The 20,228-nt window shown below is 71.1% G+C and carries 17 protein-coding genes; 15 read left to right on the forward strand and 2 right to left on the reverse strand.

The window, feature by feature from the left end:
• Window position 1 precedes the first annotated feature (1 nt).
• From carB to I4J89_RS32745, 10 genes are all read left to right on the forward strand, one after another.
• Complete coding sequence (carB, locus tag I4J89_RS32700; RefSeq protein ID WP_196417996.1) at window positions 2–3,325, forward strand: carbamoyl-phosphate synthase large subunit; 3,324 nt, start codon at window positions 2–4, stop codon at window positions 3,323–3,325.
• An 82-nt stretch (window positions 3,326–3,407) separates the two neighbouring features.
• Window positions 3,408–4,436: a quinone-dependent dihydroorotate dehydrogenase gene (locus I4J89_RS32705; protein WP_309238568.1), complete on the forward strand. Its 1,029-nt coding sequence runs from the start codon at window positions 3,408–3,410 to the stop codon at window positions 4,434–4,436.
• Window positions 4,433–5,713: an adenosylmethionine--8-amino-7-oxononanoate transaminase gene (locus I4J89_RS32710; protein ID WP_196417998.1), complete on the forward strand. Its 1,281-nt coding sequence runs from the start codon at window positions 4,433–4,435 to the stop codon at window positions 5,711–5,713. Before I4J89_RS32705 ends, I4J89_RS32710 begins: the two co-directional genes overlap by 4 nt.
• A 20-nt stretch (window positions 5,714–5,733) precedes the next feature.
• Entirely contained in the window at window positions 5,734–6,564 is an 831-nt protein-coding gene (pyrF, locus tag I4J89_RS32715) for an orotidine-5'-phosphate decarboxylase (RefSeq protein WP_196417999.1), read from the forward strand.
• Window positions 6,565–6,746: 182 nt separating this feature from the next.
• Window positions 6,747–7,064 carry an integration host factor, actinobacterial type gene (mihF, locus tag I4J89_RS32720; protein WP_111654488.1) on the forward strand — a complete coding sequence of 106 codons (318 nt, stop codon included), beginning with the start codon at window positions 6,747–6,749 and terminating at the stop codon, window positions 7,062–7,064.
• Between the two features lie 32 nt (window positions 7,065–7,096).
• Window positions 7,097–7,696, forward strand: a complete 600-nt coding sequence (gene gmk / locus I4J89_RS32725; protein ID WP_196418000.1) for a guanylate kinase — start codon at window positions 7,097–7,099, stop codon at window positions 7,694–7,696.
• 12 nt (window positions 7,697–7,708) lie between these two features.
• Window positions 7,709–7,972: a DNA-directed RNA polymerase subunit omega gene (gene rpoZ, locus I4J89_RS32730; RefSeq protein WP_015623990.1), complete on the forward strand. Its 264-nt coding sequence runs from the start codon at window positions 7,709–7,711 to the stop codon at window positions 7,970–7,972.
• A 71-nt stretch (window positions 7,973–8,043) separates the two neighbouring features.
• Window positions 8,044–9,261: a bifunctional phosphopantothenoylcysteine decarboxylase/phosphopantothenate--cysteine ligase CoaBC gene (gene coaBC, locus I4J89_RS32735; RefSeq protein WP_196418001.1), complete on the forward strand. Its 1,218-nt coding sequence runs from the start codon at window positions 8,044–8,046 to the stop codon at window positions 9,259–9,261.
• A 45-nt stretch (window positions 9,262–9,306) separates the two neighbouring features.
• Complete coding sequence (gene metK / locus I4J89_RS32740; protein WP_196418002.1) at window positions 9,307–10,497, forward strand: methionine adenosyltransferase; 1,191 nt, start codon at window positions 9,307–9,309, stop codon at window positions 10,495–10,497.
• Window positions 10,498–10,615: 118 nt separating this feature from the next.
• On the forward strand, window positions 10,616–11,155 hold the full coding sequence (locus I4J89_RS32745) for a histidine phosphatase family protein (RefSeq protein ID WP_196418003.1): 540 nt from the start codon (window positions 10,616–10,618) through the stop codon (window positions 11,153–11,155).
• 6 nt (window positions 11,156–11,161) lie between these two features.
• Here the strand turns inward: I4J89_RS32745 and I4J89_RS32750 are convergent, their stop codons facing one another.
• The gene (locus I4J89_RS32750; RefSeq protein ID WP_196418004.1) at window positions 11,162–11,875 is read right to left on the reverse strand and encodes a hypothetical protein; all 714 of its coding nucleotides are present in this window, start codon (window positions 11,873–11,875) and stop codon (window positions 11,162–11,164) included.
• 9 nt (window positions 11,876–11,884) lie between these two features.
• Window positions 11,885–14,230, reverse strand: a complete 2,346-nt coding sequence (locus tag I4J89_RS32755; RefSeq protein ID WP_196418005.1) for a fibronectin type III domain-containing protein — start codon at window positions 14,228–14,230, stop codon at window positions 11,885–11,887.
• A gap of 156 nt (window positions 14,231–14,386) precedes the next feature.
• Here I4J89_RS32755 and I4J89_RS32760 point away from each other — a divergent pair, with 156 nt between their 5' ends.
• From I4J89_RS32760 to rpe, 5 genes are all read left to right on the forward strand, one after another.
• A complete protein-coding gene (locus tag I4J89_RS32760; protein ID WP_196418006.1) occupies window positions 14,387–16,429 on the forward strand; it encodes a primosomal protein N' in 2,043 nt (680 codons plus the stop codon).
• 58 nt (window positions 16,430–16,487) lie between these two features.
• Entirely contained in the window at window positions 16,488–17,045 is a 558-nt protein-coding gene (gene def / locus I4J89_RS32765) for a peptide deformylase (RefSeq protein ID WP_196418007.1), read from the forward strand.
• A 4-nt stretch (window positions 17,046–17,049) separates the two neighbouring features.
• Window positions 17,050–17,976, forward strand: coding sequence for a methionyl-tRNA formyltransferase (fmt, locus tag I4J89_RS32770; RefSeq protein ID WP_196418008.1), 927 nt, complete (start codon window positions 17,050–17,052; stop codon window positions 17,974–17,976).
• The gene (locus I4J89_RS32775; protein WP_196418009.1) at window positions 17,973–19,442 is read left to right on the forward strand and encodes an RsmB/NOP family class I SAM-dependent RNA methyltransferase; all 1,470 of its coding nucleotides are present in this window, start codon (window positions 17,973–17,975) and stop codon (window positions 19,440–19,442) included. Before fmt ends, I4J89_RS32775 begins: the two co-directional genes overlap by 4 nt.
• An 89-nt stretch (window positions 19,443–19,531) precedes the next feature.
• Window positions 19,532–20,209, forward strand: a complete 678-nt coding sequence (gene rpe, locus I4J89_RS32780; protein WP_196418010.1) for a ribulose-phosphate 3-epimerase — start codon at window positions 19,532–19,534, stop codon at window positions 20,207–20,209.
• The last annotated feature ends 19 nt before the right edge of the window (window positions 20,210–20,228 follow it).

The raw sequence follows: 20,228 nt of genomic DNA on the forward strand, positions 1-20,228 counted from the left end.
CATGCCGAAGCGTGAAGATCTCAAGCACATCATGGTGATCGGCTCCGGCCCGATCGTGATCGGCCAGGCCTGCGAGTTCGACTACTCCGGCACCCAGGCCTGCCGGGTGCTGCGCGCCGAGGGCATCCGCGTCTCGCTGGTCAACTCCAACCCGGCCACGATCATGACCGACCCGGAGTTCGCCGACGCCACCTACGTCGAGCCGATCACCCCGGAGTTCGTCGAGCTGGTCATCGCCAAGGAGCGCCCGGACGCGATCCTGCCTACGCTGGGCGGCCAGACCGCGCTGAACACCGCGGTCGCCCTGCACGAGAGCGGCGTGCTGGAGAAGTACGGCGTCGAGCTGATCGGCGCCAACATCGACGCCATCCGCAAGGGCGAGGACCGCCAGCTCTTCAAGGACATCGTGGCCAAGGCGGGCGGCGAGACGCCGCGCTCGCGGGTCTGTCACTCGATGGACGAGGTACGCGAGACGGTCGCCGACATCGGGCTTCCGGTCGTCATCCGCCCGTCGTTCACCATGGGTGGCCTCGGTTCCGGCATGGCGCACACGCAGGAGGAGCTCGACCGGATCGCCGGCGCCGGGCTGGCCGCGTCCCCGGTGCACGAGGTGCTCATCGAGGAGAGCGTGCTCGGCTGGAAGGAGTACGAGCTCGAGCTGATGCGCGACAAGCACGACAACGTCGTGGTGGTCTGCTCGATCGAGAACATCGACCCGATGGGCGTGCACACCGGCGACAGCGTCACCGTCGCACCGGCGATGACCCTCACCGACCGGGAGTACCAGAGGCTGCGTGACCTGGGCATCGCGGTGCTGCGCGAGGTCGGTGTGGACACCGGTGGCTGCAACATCCAGTTCGCGATCAACCCGGACAACGGCCGCCTGATCGTCATCGAGATGAACCCGCGGGTCTCCCGCTCGTCGGCGCTCGCCTCGAAGGCGACCGGCTTCCCGATCGCCAAGATCGCCGCGAAGCTGGCCATCGGCTACACCCTCGACGAGATCCCGAACGACATCACGCTGAAGACGCCGGCCGCCTTCGAGCCGGCTCTGGACTACGTGGTCGTGAAGATCCCGCGGTTCGCGTTCGAGAAGTTCCCGGGCGCGGACAAGGAACTCACCACCACGATGAAGTCGGTCGGCGAGGCGATGAGCCTGGGCCGCAACTTCGCCGAGGCGCTGAACAAGGCGATGCGCTCGATGGAGACCAAGGCCGCCGGCTTCTGGACCGCTCCGACCTTCGAGAACGTCGACGAGGCGCTCGAGGCGCTGCGGATCCCGCACGACGGCCGGCTCTACACGGTCGAGGCCGCGCTGCGGCTCGGCGCGACGGTCGAGCAGGTGCACGAGGCCAGCGGCCGGATCGACCCGTGGTTCCTGGACGAGATCCAGGCCCTGGTCGACCTGCGTGCCGAACTGCTGGCCGCGCCGGTCCTGGACGAGGAGCTGCTGCGCAGGGCGAAGCGCTCCGGGCTCTCCGACAAGCAGCTCGCGGTGCTGCGTCCCGAGCTGGCCGGCGAGGACGGGGTGCGCTCGCTGCGTCATCGCCTCGGCATCCGCCCGGTCTACAAGACCGTCGACACCTGCGCCGCCGAGTTCGAGGCGAACACCCCGTACCACTACTCGTCGTACGACGAGGAGACCGAGGTGGTGCCGAGCGACCGGCCCAAGGTGCTGATCCTGGGCTCCGGCCCGAACCGGATCGGCCAGGGCATCGAGTTCGACTACTCCTGCGTGCACGCGGTGCAGGCTCTGCGGGGCGTCGACTTCGAGACCGTCATGGTCAACTGCAACCCGGAGACGGTCTCCACCGACTACGACACCGCCGACCGGCTCTACTTCGAGCCGCTCACCTTCGAGGACGTCCTCGAGGTGTTCCACGCCGAGGACAGCTCCGGCAAGGCGGCCGGCGGCCCGGGCGTGGTCGGCGTGATCGTGCAGCTCGGCGGTCAGACCCCGCTCGGGCTGGCGAACCGGCTCAAGGCGGCGGGCGTACCGATCGTCGGCACCTCGCCCGAGTCGATCGACCTGGCCGAGGACCGCGGCCTGTTCGGCGCGCTGCTCGCCGAGAACGACCTGCGCTCGCCCGACCACGGCACCGCGACCAGCTTCTCCGAGGCCAAGGCGATCGCCGACTCGATCGGCTACCCGGTGCTGGTCCGCCCGTCGTACGTGCTCGGCGGCCGCGGCATGGAGATCGTCTACGACGAGCCGACGCTCCAGGGCTACATCGAGCGGGCCACCGAGATCTCGCCGGACCACCCGGTGCTGGTCGACCGGTTCCTCGACGACGCCATCGAGATCGACGTGGACGCGCTCTGCGACGCGACCGGTGAGGTCTATCTGGGCGGCGTGATGGAGCACATCGAGGAGGCCGGTATCCACTCCGGCGACTCGGCCTGCTCGCTGCCGCCGATCACCCTGGCCGCCTCGAACCTGACCGAGGTCCGCCGCTACACCGAAGCCCTCGCCCGGGGCATCGGCGTGCGCGGCCTGATGAACGTCCAGTACGCCCTCAAGGACGAGGCCCTCTACGTCCTGGAGGCCAACCCGCGGGCCTCGCGGACCGTGCCGTTCGTCTCGAAGGCGACCGCGGTGCCGCTGGCCAAGGCGGCCGCCCGGATCATGCTCGGCGCCACCATCGCCGAGCTGCGCGCCGAGGGGCTGCTGCTGCCCGAGGGCGACGGCGGTAACACGCCGGCCAACGCGCCGATCGCGATCAAGGAGGCGGTGCTGCCGTTCAAGCGGTTCCGCACCCTGTCCGGCAAGAACGTGGACAGCCTGCTCAGCCCGGAGATGAAATCGACCGGCGAGGTGATGGGCATCGACGCCGGCTTCGGGCAGGCGTTCGCCAAGTCGCAGGCCGCGGCGTACGGCTCGCTGCCGACCAGCGGCAAGGTCTTCGTCTCGGTGGCCAACCGCGACAAGCGCTCGATGATCTTCCCGGTGAAGCGGCTCGCCGACCTGGGCTTCACGATCGTCACGACCGCCGGCACCGGCGAGATCCTGCGCCGGTACGGCATCGACTGCGAGATCGTCCCGAAGCACTACGAGGACCCCAGCCGGAAGAACGCGGTCGAGCTGATCCTGGCCGGTGAGATCTCGCTGATCATCAACACCCCGCAGGGCTCGGGCGCCAGCGCACGCCTCGACGGGTACGAGATCCGCAGCGCCGCCGTGACCGCGGACGTACCGAGCATCACCACCGTGCCGGGCGCCGCCGCCGCGGTGATGGGCATCGAGGCCCTGATGCGCGGCGACATGACCGTGCGGCCGCTCCAGGAGCTGCATGCCCTGCTCCGGCCGGAACTCGCTCAGGCATGATCGACTGCACCGAGCGGCACCCGGCCGCACCGAGCTATGGCCTCGCAGGCGAGGGCCAGGAGAGCATGCCGAGGTCAGCACAGTGAATCTGTTCACCGACGTCGCCCGGCCGGTTCTGTTCCGGCTGGGCGGCGGCGACGCCGAGCACGCCCACGAGTGGACGCTGAAGCGGCTCGCCTCGCTCCCGGCGCCGGCCCTGGCCGCGCTGCGCAGCCGGTACGCCTTCTCGGCTCCGGTGGACGTGTTCGGCGTCCGGTTCCCGAACCGGGTCGGCCTGGCCGCCGGGATGGACAAGAACGGGATCGCGCTGCCGGCCTGGCCGGCGCTCGGGTTCGGGTTCGTCGAGGTGGGCACCGTCACCGCCAAGCCGCAGCCGGGCAACGACCGCCCGCGTCTGTTCCGGCTGAAGGAGAGCGCGGCGATCATCAACCGGATGGGCTTCAACAACGAGGGGGCGGCCGCTCTCGCCGAGCGCCTGGCCGCCGTCGGCCCGTTGCCGGTGCCGCTCGGTGTCTCGCTCGGAAAGTCCAAGGTGACCCCGCTCGACGAGGCCGTCGACGACTACCTCACGTCCTACCGGCTGCTGCACCCGTACGCGGACTACATCGCCGTCAACGTCTCCTCGCCGAACACGCCGGGCCTGCGCACCCTGCAGGACAAGGACTCGATGGCGGCCCTGCTGAAGGCGCTGAACGGCCCGGTGCCGGTGCTGGTGAAGATCGCCCCGGACCTGACCGAGCCGGCCATCGCCGAGCTCCTGGAGGTCTGCCTGGAGCAGGGCGCGGCCGGCATCATCGCGACCAACACCACCCTGGCCCGGGACGGGCTCGCCGAGTCCGACCAGCACCTGGCGGGCGAGGCCGGCGGGCTGTCCGGCAAGCCGCTCACCGAGCGGTCCCGGGCGGTGGTCAAGTTCGTGCACGACGAGACCGGCGGCCGTCTGCCGATCATCGGGGTCGGCGGCATCATGTCGGCCGACGACGCGTCCCGGCTGCTCGACGCCGGTGCCTCGCTGGTGCAGCTCTACAGCGGCTTCATCTATCGCGGTCCGGACCTGGTCCGCGCGGTCGCCCGCAGCGCCCGCCCGATCCGGTCGCACCGCGCCAGATGAGCATCGGGGCGGACGAGCGCGAGCTGCTCGCGCTCGACCGTGCGCACGTCTGGCACCCGTACGGCCCGATGCCCGGGCGCGGCGACCCCTACCTGGTGGAGAGCGCCGAAGGGGTGCGGCTGCGCCTGGCGGACGGGCGGGAGCTCGTCGACGGCATGTCGTCCTGGTGGGCGGCGATCCACGGCTACCGGCACCCGGTGCTGGACGCCGCCCTGGCCGAGCAGGCCGGGCGGATGAGCCATGTGATGTTCGGCGGGCTCACCCACGAACCGGCGATCCGGCTCGCCGCCACCCTGGTCGAGCTCACCCCGCCCGGGCTGGAGCACGTCTTCCTCTGCGACTCCGGCTCGGTCGGGGTCGAGGTGGCGATCAAGATGGCGTTGCAGGCGCAGCGGGCGCTCGGGCGCCCCGGACGGCAGCGGCTGGCGACCTGGCGGGGCGGCTACCACGGCGACACGTTCCACCCGATGAGCGTGTGCGACCCGGTCGGCGGGATGCACTCGCTCTGGACCGGGGTGCTGCCCGCCCAGGTCTTCGCCGGGCCACCTCCGGCGGAGTACGACCCCGCCTACGCGGACGAGCTGGCCGGGCTGATCGAGCGGCACGCCGACGAACTGGCCGCCGTGATCGTCGAGCCGGTGGTGCAGGGCGCGGGCGGGATGCGGTTCCACCATCCGGAGTACCTGCGGGTGCTGCGTGCGGCGACGGCCGCGCACGGCGTCTTCCTGATCTTCGACGAGATCGCCACCGGGTTCGGGCGGACCGGGCGGTTCTTCGGTGCTGATCACGCCGGGGTGAGCCCGGACATCATGTGCCTGGGCAAGGCGCTGACCGGGGGATATCTGACCCTGGCGGCCACCCTGTGCACGGCGGAGGTGGCGGCGGCGATCTCGGCGGGGGAGGGCGGCGGGCTGGCGCACGGCCCGACCTTCATGGGGAACCCGCTGGCCTGTGCTGTGGCCGGTGCGTCGCTCGACCTCTTGCGTGATGGCGGGTGGGCGAAAAGCGTACAAAATATTCAAGATCGGCTGAAAGGCGGCCTGGAGTCGCTGCGCGGCGCGCGAGGGGTCGCCGATGTCCGCGTCCTGGGCGCGATCGGCGTGGTCGAGCTGGACCACGACGTGGATATGCCGAAGGCGACCGCGGCCGCGGTCGCCGAGGGCGTCTGGCTGCGGCCGTTCCGGAACCTGATCTACACCATGCCGCCGTACGTAGCGGACGACGCCGATCTGGCCCGCATTACCGCGGGCATCACCGCCGCGGTGGCGGCTACCTGACACTGGAGAGGGAATTAGCGATGGAAACCTTCGGCGAACGACTGCACGCGGCCGTCGCGGAGCGTGGCCCGCTCTGCGTAGGCATCGATCCGCATGCCGCGCTGCTGGCCCGCTGGGGCCTCTCCGACGACATCGCCGGCCTCGAACGCTTCAGCCGTACGGTGGTCGACGCGGTGGCCGATCGGGTGGCTGTTCTGAAACCACAGTCCGCGTTTTTTGAGAGATTTGGGTCACGTGGCGTCGCGATTCTTGAGTCAACTATCCGACAGTCGCGAGAGGCCGGCGCGCTGGTTCTTCTCGACGTGAAACGTGGCGACATCGGCTCGACGATGGCCGCGTACGCGTCCGCCTATCTGGATCCGGCGAGTTCTCTGCGTGCTGACGCGATTACTGTGAGTCCCTATCTCGGAGTCGGCTCATTGCAGCCGGCGTTCGACCTGGCGGCCGCTCACGGCGGCGGAGTCTTCGTCCTGGCGTTGACCTCGAACCCCGAGGGACCGGCCGTCCAGCACGCCGTCACGGCTTCCGGAAAAACCGTCGCGCAGACCGTGATCGACGAGATTTCGCAGGTCAACGCGGGTGTGTCGCCGCTCGGAAGCCTCGGGCTGGTGGTCGGCGCGACGATCGGCGAGACCGGTCATGACCTCTCCGAAGTCAACGGTCCGCTGCTCGCGCCGGGCCTCGGAGCCCAGGGCGCCACCCCCGCCGACCTGCGCGCGGTCTTCGGCGAGAGCCTGCGGAACGTGTTGCCGTCGTACTCACGCGAGGTTCTCGCGGCGGGCCCGGAGATCGGCGATCTGAGGGCCGCGACGGCCCGTGTTCTTGACGACTGTCGTTCCGCTCTTGGGTGAAACGGCCTGCTTACCAGGCTCTCGGACAGCCGAACCGGGGGTACCCCCACGTTGCCGAAAGCGCCGTTGACCGCTAGTTTTCCGGGCGCCGGGAACCACATGCCCCTTTGGTTCCCTGGCACACCACGTTTCACAGAAGCGCCGGTATTGCTACCGCCGCGTAAGGGACCTGAGGAGAACTGGTGCCGCTCCCGTCACTGAGCCCCGAACAGCGCCAAGCTGCGCTGGAGAAGGCCGCGGAAGTCCGCAAGGCTCGGGCTGAGCTGAAGGAACAGCTCAAGTCCGGCAAGACCACCCTCGCCGCCGTGCTCGACCGCGCGGAGGGCGACGAGGTCGTCGGCAAGCTGAAGGTCTCGGCCGTGCTTCAGGCGCTGCCGGGCATCGGCAAGATCCGTGCGACCCAGATCATGGAGAAGCTGAAGATCGCTGAGAGCCGCCGGCTCCGGGGTCTCGGCGACCAGCAGCGCAAGGCCCTCCTGGGGGAGTTCGCTGCGAACTGACTCATGGGCTCGTGTAGGAATGAGCCGTGAGCATGGATGACGACGCGCGCCCGGCAGCCCGCCTCACCGTCCTGTCCGGCCCCTCCGGGGTCGGCAAGGACAGTGTGATCGAGCTGATCCGGGCGCGCTCGCCTTGGATCCGGTTGTCGGTGTCGGTCACGACACGCAAGAAACGCGACTACGAGACCGACGGCGAGCACTATCACTTCGTGACCCGGTCCGAGTTCCAGCGCCTGATCGACGGCGACCAGCTGCTGGAATGGGCGGAATTCGCGGGCAACCTCTACGGCACGCCCCGCGCACAGGTCGAGGGCTGGCTCCAGCAGGGCCGGCCCGTTTTGCTGAAGATCGACCTACAGGGCGCTCGCCAGGTCCGGGCGGCGATGCCGGAGGCCCAGCTGGTCTTCCTGGCGCCGCCGAGCGTCGACGAGCTCCAGCGCCGGCTGATCGGCCGGGGCACCGACGACGCGGAGACCATCAAGCGCCGTCTGGCGCACGCGGACGAGGAGCTGGCCGCCGAGGCGGAGTTCGACGTCACCGTGGTGAACGACTTCGTCGAGCGGGCCGCCGACGAGCTGGTAGGCTTGCTCGGTTCGTCTTATTTGACGCCGGCACAGGCTCACGAGCATTAAGGATTTACCACAGTGGGAACCATCGCGAACCCCGAAGGCATCACCAACCCGCCGATCGACGAGCTCCTCGACAAGACCTCGTCGAAGTACTCGCTGGTGATCTTCGCGGCCAAGCGCGCCCGCCAGGTCAACGCCTACTACAGCCAGCTCGGCGAGGGTCTGCTCGAGTACGTCGGCCCCCTGGTCGAGACCACCCCGCAGGAGAAGCCGCTCTCCATCGCGATGCGTGAGATCAACGCCGGGCTGCTGACCGCCGAGGCAACCGACAACCCGTAATCGTCGTTCATCGCCTGATCCCGCGTCCCGATCCCTGGGCCGCGGGATCGTTCGTTTTGTGAGGTGCCGGTGTGACTGAGGTCGTCCTGGGTGTGTGCGGGGGCATCGCCGCGTACAAGGCGTGTGAGCTGCTGCGGCTCTTCACCGAGTCGGGGCACGGCGTGCGGGTGGTGCCGACCGCCTCCGCGCTGAAGTTCGTGGGCGAGCCGACCTGGGCGGCGCTCTCCGGCCGCCCGGTCGCCACCGAGGTCTGGGACGACGCGCACGAGGTGCCGCACGTGCGGATCGGCCGCGCGGCCGAGCTGGTCGTGGTCGCGCCGGCCACCGCCGACCTGCTCGCCAAGGCCGCGCACGGCATCGCCGACGACCTGCTCACCAACACGCTGCTCACGGCGACCTGCCCGATCGTGTACGCGCCGGCCATGCACACCGAGATGTGGGAGAACCCGGCGACGCAGGCGAATGTGGCGACGCTGCGGGCCCGCGGTGCGATCGTGATCGAGCCGGCGGTGGGGCGGCTCACCGGGAAGGACACCGGCAAGGGGCGGCTACCGGATCCGGCGGCGATTTTCGAGTACGCGTTGCGCGTACACCGCAGGGGTCTTGATTTTGATCTTGCGGACCGGCACGTGGTGGTGACCGCGGGCGGGACCCGTGAGCCGCTCGACCCGGTGCGCTTCCTGGGCAACCGCAGTTCCGGCAAGCAGGGCTACGCGCTGGCTCGCTCGGCGGCGGCGCGGGGCGCCCGGGTGACGTTGATCGCGGCGAACGTGTCGCTGCCCGACCCGGCCGGCGTGGAGCTGGTTCGGGTCGGCACCACCGAGGAACTGCGCAAGGCGACGGTCGAGGCGGCCGGGTCGGCGGACGTCGTGGTGATGGCGGCCGCGCCGGCCGACTTCCGCCCGGAGGCGGTCGCGACGCAGAAGATCAAGAAGACCGAGGACGGTACGCCCGCCCCGATCGTCCTCACCACGAACCCGGACATCGCGGCCGAACTGGGTGCCGCGAAACGCCCCGGTCAGATACTTGTCGCATTCGCGGCCGAGACGCACGACGCGCTGGAGCACGCCCGTGCCAAGCTGGTGAAGAAACGTGCGGACCTGATCGTCGTTAACGAGGTTGGTCCCGGCCTGGTTTTCGGCCAGGACCGGAACACAGTCACGCTGCTGGGTGCGGACGGAGCCACCGCCGCCCTCGGTGAACTACCCAAAGACGATGTGGCCGATATGATTTTTGACCACGTTGTGGCACGCCTGGATGCCCAGGACAGTGACGCTCGGCGGGGCTGACTACACTTCCGCGTTACGTTGTATTCGACAAAGCTGAGGAGCACCGTGGCACGCCGCCTGTTCACCTCCGAGTCGGTCACGGAAGGCCACCCGGACAAGATCGCTGACCAGATCAGCGACGGTATTCTCGATGCCCTGCTCGCGCAGGACCCGCGTAGCCGCGTCGCGGTGGAAACCCTCATCACCACCGGCCAGGTGCACGTGGCGGGTGAGGTCACCACGCAGGCCTACGCCGACATTCCCAGCATCGTGCGCGACACCATCCTGCGGATCGGGTACGACTCGTCCAAGAAGGGCTTCGACGGCGCGTCGTGCGGCGTCAGTGTCTCGATCGGCTCCCAGTCGCCGGACATCGCGCAGGGTGTGGACAGCGCCATCGAGCTGCGTGAGGGCGACTCCGACCACGTTCTGGACTCGCAGGGCGCCGGCGACCAGGGCATGATGTTCGGTTTCGCCTGCTCGGAGACGCCCGAGCTGATGCCGCTGCCGATCGCGCTCGCCCACCGCCTGGCCCGCCGGCTCTCCGCCGCGCGCAAGGACGGCACGATTCCCTACCTGCGGCCGGACGGCAAGACCCAGGTCACCATCGAGTACGACGGGCTCCGCCCGGTCCGCCTCGACACGGTCGTCGTCTCCTCGCAGCACGCCGCGGACATCTCCCTGGAGTCGCTGCTGACCCCGGACGTCCGCGAGCACGTGATCGGCCCCGAGCTGGAGGGCCTCGGCCTCGACACCGAGGGCTACCGGCTGCTGGTCAACCCGACCGGGCGTTTCGAGATCGGCGGCCCGATGGGCGACGCCGGCCTCACCGGCCGGAAGATCATCGTCGATACGTACGGCGGGTACGCCCGGCACGGTGGCGGCGCTTTCTCCGGCAAGGACCCGTCCAAGGTGGACCGCTCCGCGGCGTACGCGATGCGCTGGGTCGCCAAGAACGTGGTGGCCGCCGGCCTCGCCGAGCGCTGCGAGACCCAGGTCGCCTACGCGATCGGCAAGGCTCACCCGGTCTCGCTGTTCGTCGAGACCTTCGGCACCGAGAACGTGCCGGTCGAGCGGATCGAGAAGGCCATCACCGAGGTCTTCGACCTGCGCCCGGCCGCGATCATCCGCGACCTCGACCTGATGCGCCCGATCTACCAGCAGACCGCCGCCTACGGCCACTTCGGCCGGGAGCTGCCGGACCTGCGGTGGGAGAGCACCGACCGCGCCCAGGACCTGAAGAACGCCGCTTCCTGAGCCCGTTTCTCGCGAGAGCCGGTGCCGTGGTCTCCACGGCGCCGGCTCTCCTTTGATCTCCGCGGACCTGGTTTCCGTGTCCTTGCGCATGAGCGGCGCGGCGGTCCAGGGAGAACGGGTGATCATCGTCCGGCACGCGAGGCCGGCGGTCGATCCGGAGATACCGGCCGATCGGTGGCCGCTGGCATGGGACAGCCGGGTCGCCGCCCGGCTGCTGCGGCTGCACATCAGCCACCCGGCGTACTACGTCTCCAGCACCGAGCCGAAAGCGGTGCAGACCATGCAGGAGATCGCCGGCGCGCAGCACGTGTTGACCGACGCCGGCCTGGCCGAGGTGCACCGGCCGCACGTGTGGTTCAGCGACGAGGGTTACCACGCGGCGGCATTGGCGTACGTCGGCGGCGCCTGCCCGGAGGGCTGGGAGCCGCAGGCCGAGGTCGTCGCCCGCTTCGACGCGGCGGTCGTGCGGCACGCTGCGGCAGCCGCGGCCCAGGGCCGCACATTGATCATCGGTACGCACGGACTGGCGCCGACCGTGTGGATGGCCAGCAGGTACCGGCTCGACCCGGACCCGGCGGCGTTCTGGTCGGAGCTGCGCTTCCCGGACGTCGTGGAGATCGATCTGGTCAACGAGCGGGTCAGCTGCCTCACCCACTGAGCGGGATCAGTCCCCGAGAGACGCGCGGGTCGCGGCGATGGCGTCGAGAAGCTCCTCGTGGCAGTCGAAGCCGCGCTCGATGCGGTCCATGTCGACCCCGCACTCGCGCTGCCGCTCGCGCAGCAGTGGTTGCTCGGGCATGGAGACCGGGAAAGCCAGCGGATCGAGATCGGGCATCCGCTCGAGGAGCATGTCGACGTCGCGGTGCACGCCGTCGCCGACCTGGAGCCACCCGGTGTGGCCGGCGTGGACGACCACACCGGTGGCGATGCCTCTCGTCCACTGGGTGAACAGGCCGGCCAGGCTGGTGGCGGCGCGAACCGTGTCCCAGGCGTCGGGGGAGATCTCGTACCGCCAGATCTCCCCTTCGTGGTCGCCCGCGAGCACGAACGTGTAGAGCAGGAAGTCGAAGTGGAACAGCGGAACCTGCTGCCGCCACCGGAACGGCGTCCCGATCGAGAACGCCAGACTCTCCAGCGCCTCGCTCCCCCCGGCCGGCCAGGGCAGCAGATAGCCGCCGTTGGGCAGGAGCCGGGCGTCCCACCCCTGGGAGTGGAGCCAGATGAGCTGCTCGGCGACATGGTCGACGTCGAAGAGCCGGTGGACCAGGTCCGACGGTTCTCCGGGCTGGGCGGTGGCGGACCAGGTCAGGCCCGCGGCGATGGCCGCCGCACGGTACCCCGCCACCGCGTCACGCAGGTCGCCCATGTCGTCGAGCATCGCTCACCCCTAAGGCTGCGCCGGAGACATGCACACGCTAGCGCCGCCGGCACTGACCCGGAATCCGAAGCTGGGCCCGTTCGCCTGCACCCACGGCTTGAGCGGCAGGACGATGAAGTGCTCGTTGTCGTCCACCCGGCACTTGTTGTGGAAGCCGATGATGTCGGTGGCCTGTGGCAGCGACTCCGCCCCCGGCACCGGCTTCAGCGACGCGACCATGCCGGACAGGTCGACCGCCTGGTTCGTCGTCCAGAACGGGAACTCGTCACAGACCTGCCCCCGCGGACGTGTGTTGCAGATGTTCGGCTGGAACTTCACGTCGGTGTCGAACCAGTTGCGGTTGTATCCGGCGTCGCGCGCCTTCTGGCCGTTGACGCTGCGTGCCGGCCAGTACCACTGCATCCGTGTCGGCGGCTGCGGGAACCCGTCGCCCATCGCCGCCACGATGTGTCCCGCGGTCTGTGACATGTCGGCGAGCTTGTAGTTGCGAGCGCCCGGCACGTAGACGGCGAAGTCCTCGTCGCAGCCGGCCGCCGCTCCGGTGCCGCCCTGTTGGGCCGTGCACGCCCGGTCGATGGTGCGCTTGAGCAGCGCGTCGTCCAGATTGCCCCAGGCGAACTGCAGGTTGTCCCGCTCGGTGATCAGTTTCGTCGTCTTGATCACCTCGGCGTACACCTTCAGGCTGTTGTACCACTCGCCCTCGTCGGCGCCCCAGTTGTCGAAGGTGTCGAAGTCGGTGTCCGGATCGATCGGATATTCGAGGATGCCCCCGATGCCGATCGGGGACGGGAACAGGATGGCGAGCAACAGGCCGAGCACGATGCCGATGCCGATCCCGGCCGCCGCGACCACGAGGAAGCTGCCGAGCGCGCCGGCGCCGGCGGCGACCGCGGTGGCCTCCGCGGCCTGTGCCGCCGGTGCCAGCAGGATGGTGCAGGCACCTGAACTAAGACACCAGGCGACCGGTGCGACCGGCCCGGCGAGCAACAGGCGCGGCTCGCTCGCGGTGCTCGGGAGGTCGTCGATCGACGAGATCACCGGTCCCCGGCCGGGCGGTGCGGAGGCGTAGAGGGTCCGCGTGACGTCGTCCTCGCACTCGGCGACCTCGGCGTCGTCGGTCGGCGGGAGGAAGTCGTCGATGCAGCTCGAGTCGGGCGCCCGGTAGCAGCCGTCGAAGACCTGACTGCTGCCCTCGGGGATCTGCACGCTGCCGCGTACGTCCGTGGAGAGGTAGAAGTCACCGCCGCCGGCGGCGCACCGCGTGCTCTCGCTGGCGTTCATCTGGGTGATCTCAGGGGACACCGAGCGTTCGACGGCCGTGGTGCGGAACGTGCCGTTCAGCGACCGTCCCACTTCGCCGTCCGGGCGTATCGCGTCGACCCGGAACGTGTAGGGCGTACCCGCCTCGAGCGGTTCGATCACGAAGCTGCACAGCTCCGCCGCGCAGTACGTGTCCAGCGGGAACTCCTCGACCAGCTGGTTGTCCAGGTAGGCGCGATAGCTGACGTCCCGGACGCCGGGGTCGGAGGGCAGGTAGGTGTGCCAGGAGGCGGTGGCGCCACCGTCCTGCGGCGCGAAGGTCAGGTCACCACTCGGCGGCGGCGGTTCCACCTCGGTCTGGAAGGAGGCCGTCGCCGGGGTCGGTGACCGGTTGCCGGCCAGGTCCACCGCGACCACCGAGACGGTGTGGTTGGTGAACGGCGCCAGTCCGGTGATCCGGTAGGTGCGGGTGCCGGCCGTGGTCCGGCGCGGTGTGCCGCCGTCGACCGAGACGTCGTAACCGGCGAGGCCGTAGTTGTCGGTGGCCGCGCCCCAGCTCACCCTGGCCGAGTACGGCGTGATCTCGCTGACCGACAGGCCGGTGACATTGCTCGGCGGGATCCGGTCGACCACGGTGAACGAGCGCAGGACGCGCGCACTCCTCTTCGGGTCACGCTCGGCGCGGGCGCACACCTGGTTCGGGCCCAGGTGCGGCGGGCGCAGGCTGGTGGTCCAGCCGGATGCCCAGGCGGCCACGTCCTCGGGTGGCTCGCCGATGGCGATGTCGGTCGCGACCACCCGCTCGTCCGAGACGTCGATCATGGTCGCTTGCTTGTGCAGGACGCCGCTGATCGCGATCCGGCCGTTCTCGTCGACCGCGGCCTCCGCGCCGTCCGCCGGTTCGTCGATCCGCAGCCGGATGGAGGCGTGGTTCTCCTCCGGCGTGGTCATGTCGGAGCAGGCGCCCACGGTCGGCGGCGGCACCGCGGCCGCCGCTGCCGGCGGGCAGGTCACGACGCCGGGCACGGCGACCAGGACGGCGAATGCGGCTGTCAGGAAGGTTTTGCCGAGGAATCGATGGCGCAAGGGTCCCACCCCCGTCTGGGTCTCGAATGCCGGAGACTATAGACATTCCTCAATTTGATAGACATCGATTGATCGGCCAGGTCGCGCTGGCCTCGGGTGTGAATCCGGGCGCGTGGCGCGGCTTCCGGCGGGAAGTGTCAGAGGGGGCGGGCAGAATGTGCGGCGATGGCGAGCAAGGGAACGCGCAGCGAGCGGGAGCCGGCCGAGCGGCTGCCCGTGGCCCGGGTCTGCGTCGACATGCCGCTCGCGCACCTCGACCGACCGTTCGACTACCTGGTCTCCACCGGCGACGACGAGGCCGCGCAACCGGGCGTGCGGGTCAAGGTGCGGTTCGCCGGGCAGCTGGTGAGCGGATTCCTGCTGGCCCGCGCCGAGCGGTCCGAGCACGAGGGCAAGCTGGCCTACCTGGAGAAGGTGGTCTCCGCCGAGCAGGTGCTGGACCCGGAGGTGGCCCGGCTGGCCCGGGCGGTGGCCGACCGATACGCGGGCAATCTCGCTGATGTGTTGCGGCTCGCGGTGCCACCCCGGCATGCGCGGGTTGAGGCCCAGGCCGCTTCCCCACCCGACCCGGCGGGATCCGCCCCGCCGCCCGAGCCGGCCGCGCCGGCCGGGCCCGCCCCGTCGCCGGGTGACGCTGTGGTGGATGTCGTGGAGCCTGCGGCGGGCGGGTGGGATGCGTACCTGGCGGGGGCGGGTTTTCTGCGGGCGCTGGAGGAGGGCCGGGCCCCTCGGGCGGTCTGGTCGGCGCTGCCCGGGGAGGACTGGCCGCTGCGGATCGCGGAGGCGGCCGCGGCCACCGTGCGCGGCGGACGCGGTGTCGTCATCGTGGTGGCGGACGCTCGCGACCTCGACCGGGTGGACCAGGCGCTCGGTGCCGTGCTCGGTGCGGGGCGGCACGTCGCTCTGAACGCGGCGGTCGGCCCGGCGGAGCGATATCGGCGGTTCCTCAAGGCGAGCCGTCATCAGGTTCCGGTGGTGGCCGGCACCCGGGCGGCGATGTGGGCGCCGGCGCCGACACTCGGGCTCGTGGTCATCTGGGACGACGGGGACGACCTGCACGCCGAGCCGCGGGCGCCCTACCCGCACGCGCGGGACGTGCTGCTCACCCGGGCACAACTCGCCGAGTGCGCGGCGCTGGTGGGCGGCTTCGCGCGTACCGGTGAGGGGCAGCTGCTGCTGGAGACCGGCTGGGCGAAAGAGATCGCCGCGCCGCGCCCGGTCCTGCGGGAGCGGTCGCCGGCGATTTCGCCGACCGGCGACGACTCGCAGCTGGCCCGCGATCCCGGCGCGGTCAGCGCACGGCTGCCGGCGCTGGCCTGGCAGGCGGCGCGGCAGGCGTTGCAGGCCGACGCGCCGGTGCTGGTGCAGGTGCCCCGCCGCGGATACCTGCCGGCGATCGCCTGCGCCGAGTGCCGCACCCCGGCGCGGTGCCCGCACTGCTCCGGACCGCTCGGCCTGCACGGCGCGCGGGACGTTCCGGTCTGCCACTGGTGCGGGCGGGCGTCGGCGGCCTTCGCGTGCCCGGTCTGCGAGGGCCGGCGGCTGCGCGCCTCGGTGACCGGGGCCCGGCGTACGGCTGAGGAGCTCGGCCGCGCCTTCGCGGGCGCGCCGGTGCGCACCTCGGGCCGGGACGAGATCTTGACCACGGTGCCGGCCGAGGCCGCTGTGGTGGTCGCCACGCCGGGGGCCGAGCCGGTCGCCGACGGTGGCTACGGTGCGGTCCTCCTGCTTGACACGTGGGCCCTGCTGAGCCGGTCCGACCTGCGCGCCGCGGAGGAGACGATGCGGCGCTGGCTGAACGCGGCGGCGCTGGCCCGGCCCGGTTCGGCGGGTGGCCGGGTGATCGTGGTCGCGGACGCCTCGCTGGCACCGGTGCAGGCCCTGCTGCGCTGGGATCCCGGCTGGTTCGCCGCCCGTGAGCTGGCCGAACGGCGCGAGCTCGGCTTCCCGCCGGCGGCCCGGATGGCGAGCGTGACGGGCCAGACAGCCGCCGTGTCCGAGCTGCTCTCGCTGGCCCGCCTGGGAGACGATGTCGAGGTGCTCGGCCCGGTGCCGGCCACCGACGACCAGGAGCGGATGCTGCTGCGGGTGTCCCGGTCCCGGGCGGCCGAGCTGGCGCACGCGCTGCACGAGGCGGCCGCCGTGCGCAGCGCACGTAAGGCGGCGCTGACCGTGCGTGTCCAGGTGGATCCGGCCGACCTGTTCTGAGCATCGGCACTCCGTAGACTGGTCGGGTGCTGTTCACCAGAGTCAGGAGTACTGCCGCGTGACCGTCCAGCCCATCCGTCTGTTCGGCGATCCGGTGCTGCGCACGCCGGCCGATTCCGTCGTCGACTTCGACAAGGAACTGCGCAATCTGGTCAAGGACCTGATCGAGACCATGCAGGACGAGGGCGGCGCCGGACTGGCCGCGCCGCAGCTCGGCGTCGGCCTGCGGGTTTTCACGTTCGACGTGGATGACGTGGTCGGGCACATCGTCAACCCGGTGCTCTCCTTCCCGGACGACGAGGAGCAGGACGGCCCGGAGGGCTGCCTGTCCATCCCGGGCATCTACATCGACACCAAGCGCCGGCAGAACGTGATCGCGGCGGGCTTCAACGAGCACGGTGACCCGATCCAGCTGGTCGGCACCGGCCTGATGGCCCGCTGCGTGCAGCACGAGACCGACCACCTGGACGGAGTGCTGTTCCTGGACCGGCTGGACGCCGCCGCCCGCAAGGACGCGATGAGGCAGATCCGCTCCGCCGAGTGGTACGACGCGGCGAAGCCCCCGATGATCAAGGAGAGCCCGCACGGCCAGGGCATCTTCGGGCTCGGGCGGTGACTCGATGCGCCTGATCTTCGCGGGCACTCCCGAGGTCGCCGTGCCGAGCCTGAACGCGATCGCCGCCTCCGGGCACGAGCTGATCGCCGTCGTGACCCGCCCGGACGCGCCCGCCGGTCGTGGCCGCCGCCTGGTCCGCTCGCCCGCCGGTGCCTGGGCCGACGAGCGGGGCATCGAGGTGCTCACCCCGGCGAAGCCGCGCGACCCCGAGTTCCAGGAGCGGCTGCGCGCGCTGGCGCCGGACTGTGTGCCCGTGGTGGCGTACGGCGCACTCGTGCCACCCAGCGCGCTGGAGATCCCGAAACACGGCTGGGTGAACCTGCATTTCTCGCTGCTGCCCGCGTGGCGTGGCGCGGCGCCGGTGCAGCACGCCGTCCTGCACGGCGACGAGGTGACCGGCGCGAGCGTCTTCGAGCTGGAGGCGGGGCTGGACACCGGCCCGGTCTTCGGCACCCTGACCGAGCAGATCCGGTTCAACGACACCTCCGGCATGCTGCTGGAGCGGCTCGCCGTCGAGGGCGCGGGACTGCTTGTCGCGGTGCTCGACGCGATCGAGGCGGGCACCGCCCGGGCACACCCGCAGCCGGCCGACGGGATCACGTTCGCACCGAAGCTGACCGTCGAGGACGCCCGGATCCGCTGGGACGACCCGGCGTTCGCGGTGGACCGGCGGATCCGGGCGTGCACTCCGGCGCCGGGCGCCTGGACCACGCTGCGCGACGAGCGGCTGAAGCTGGGACCGGTCCGGCCGGTGGCCAACGTCCCGCACCTGCGGCCGGGTGAGCTGCTGGTGGAGCGTAAGCAGGTACTGGCCGGTACCGCGACCACCCCGGTGATCCTGGGCGAGGTCCGGGCCGCCGGGAAGAAACCGATGTCCGCCACCGATTGGGCGCGCGGCATGCGTATCGAGGCTGGGGAGAAGCTCTCTTGACAGAACACCGGGCTTCGCGGCCGCATGGTGGACGGCCGATCCGGCCGTCCGGTCCCGGCCATTCCCGGGACGACCGCAGCGGGCGGGCTCCGCGCGCCGGTCGCCCACCGTCGGATCCGGCACGGCAGGCGGCGTACGAGGCGATCGCGGCGGTGCATCGCGATGACGCGTACGCGAACCTGGTCCTCGCCGAGATCCTCGGCGGGATGGGTTTGCACGGGCGGGACGCGGCGTTCGCGACCGAGCTGACGTACGGGACGCTCCGTGCGCTCGGCACCCTCGACCTGATCGTCGCCGAGGCGGCCGGCCGGGAGGTCTCGCGGATCGACCCGCCGGCCCGGGACGCGCTCCGGCTCGGCGCCTACCAGCTGCTGTACACCCGGGTGCCGTCGCACGCCGCGGTGAACCAGACGGTCGACCTGGTGCGTTCGGTGGCTCCCGCAGCGTCCGGCTTCGCCAACGCGGTGATGCGCACCATCTCCGAGACCACGCTGGAGGCGTGGCTGGATCGGGTCGCGCCGGACTACGAGAGCGACCCGATCGCCAACCTCTCGGTGATGCACCACCACCCGCAGTGGATCATCCGATCGTTCGCCGAGGCGCTCGGCGGCGACCTGGACGAGACCGCCCGGTTGCTGATCGAGGACAACCAGCCGCCGGCCGTGCACCTGTGCGCGCGTCCCGGACGGGCCGATGCGATCGACCTGGCCGACGAGGTGGACGGCGTACCCGGGGCCTTCTCGCCGTACGCGGTGTATCTCAACGGCGGCGCGCCGCGCGACCTGGCGGCGATCCGTCAGGGTCGCGCCCACGTGCAGGACGAGGGCTCCCAGCTGGTCGCCGCCGCGCTGCTGGCCGCGCCGATCGAGGGCCGCGACACCCGCTGGCTGGACCTGTGCGCCGGCCCGGGCGGCAAGGCCGGCCTGCTCGGGGCGATCGCCGCCGGCCGGGGCGCCGAGGTGACCGCGGTCGAGGTGGCCGAGCACCGGGCCCGCCTTGTCGACCAGGCCTGCGAGGGCATGCCGGTGACGGTGCTGCCGGTGGACGGCCGTTCCGTCGGCCGGGATCCGGATCTGGCCGAGGAGTCGTTCGACCGGGTGCTGGTGGACGCGCCGTGCACCGGGCTCGGCTCGTTGCGCCGCCGGCCGGAGTCGCGCTGGCGCCGGCAGCCGGCCGACCTGCCGCCGCTCACCAAGTTGCAGCGGGAGCTGCTGGTGGCGGCACTGCGGGCGGTGCGCCCGGGCGGCGTGGTGGCGTATGTGACGTGTTCGCCGCACATGGTGGAGACGCAGGTCACGGTGAGCGAGGGTGCCCGGCGCAGCGGCGTCGAGGTCGACTTCGTGGACGCCCGGCCGCTGCTGCCACCGGGCATGCCGGGGCTGGGCGCCGGGCCGACCGTGCAGCTGTGGCCGCACAAGCACGGCACCGACGCGATGTTCCTGGCGGTTCTGCGGCGGACCAGCTGAACCCCGCGTGAGGGAGGCCGGATCGGCCTCCCTCACGGGGGCGGCGCGGCCCTGGCCACGATGAAAAGGCCGGGTCATAGACTCGCAGCGTGGAACGATCGCCGATCATCGCGCCGAGCATCCTGGCCTCCGACTTCTCCCGTCTCGGGGAGGAGGTGCGGGCCATCGAGGGAGCTGCCGACTGGGTGCACGTGGACGTCATGGACAACCACTTCGTCCCGAACCTCACGCTCGGCCTGCCGATCGTGCAGAGCCTGCGCAAGGCGACCACCATCCCGTTCGACGTGCACCTGATGATCACGGATCCGGAGCGGTGGGCGCCGGGCTACGCCGAGGCGGGGGCGTACAACGTCACCTTCCACGCCGAGGCCTGTGAGAACCCGGTGGCGCTGGCCAAGGCGCTGCGTGCGGCGGGGGCCAAGGCCGGGCTGGCGATCGACCGGGACACCCCGGTCGAGCCGTACCTGGAGTTGCTGCCCTACCTGGACACCGTCCTGATCATGACGATCAAGGCGGGTTTCGGCGGTCAGGCCTTCATGCCGGAGATGCTGGCCAAGGTCCGTGACGTGCGCCGCCGGATCGCGGTCGGCGGGCTGGAGGTCCGGGTCGAGGTGGACGGCGGCATCGCGGCCGACACCATCGAGCAGGCCGCCGAGGCCGGTGCCGACGCGTTCGTGGCGGGCACCGCCGTCTACGGCGCCGCCGACCCGGCCGAGGCCGTGCGGAAGCTGCGGGCGCTGGCCGCCGCGAAGATGGGGGTGGCGTGAGCGGCTCCGGGGGCCCATC

Source organism: Actinoplanes aureus, from assembly GCF_015704865.1.
In the GTDB taxonomy this organism is placed as follows: domain Bacteria; phylum Actinomycetota; class Actinomycetes; order Mycobacteriales; family Micromonosporaceae; genus Actinoplanes; species Actinoplanes aureus.